Annotated in this window: 1 pseudogene; it reads right to left on the bottom strand. The window is 61.5% G+C overall.

Going from position 1 to position 441, the window contains the following annotated elements:
* Nucleotides 1–188 (bottom strand): annotated as a pseudogene (locus MKK69_RS18640) (porin family protein); the annotation flags it as partial.
* Nucleotides 189–441: the final 253 nt, after the last annotated feature.

Here is a 441-nt window from a genome sequence, read left to right as displayed (position 1 = left end):
TTGTTGTTGCTGCGGCTGGAGGCGTCGAACGCGTAGCCGGCGTTGATACCGAAGTAGGCGCCCGTCCAGGTGAACACCGGCACGGGGGTGAACACCGGCGGCGGGGCGGCGCGGCGGGGAAGGTCGGCGGCCGAGGCGGCGGCCGTCAGGGCGGTGAACGCGGCCAGCGAGGTCAGGAGCTTGGTCATAACGTAAGGTCCAAATTTCGATCTGATGATAAGGCTACCGGTCCGTCGATGAAATGGCTGTAGTTTTACGGACACACTGCCGGCTGATGACGTGGGACGGTATAGTAAACCATCCATGAACATGCGTTGTACGGTCGAAATACATTGCGATGTACACGGCCAGGCGGCGCAACATCTCGGCGGTGGTTTGGTTGCAGCACCCCGTGACTTTGGCCCGCGGCTGTTGCCGAGATGATACAGAAGCGATCCGCCA

This window comes from Methylobacterium sp. J-026 (assembly GCF_022829585.1).
Taxonomy (GTDB): Bacteria; Pseudomonadota; Alphaproteobacteria; order Rhizobiales; family Beijerinckiaceae; genus Methylobacterium.
This window is presented reverse-complemented; position numbering and strand designations above follow the sequence as displayed.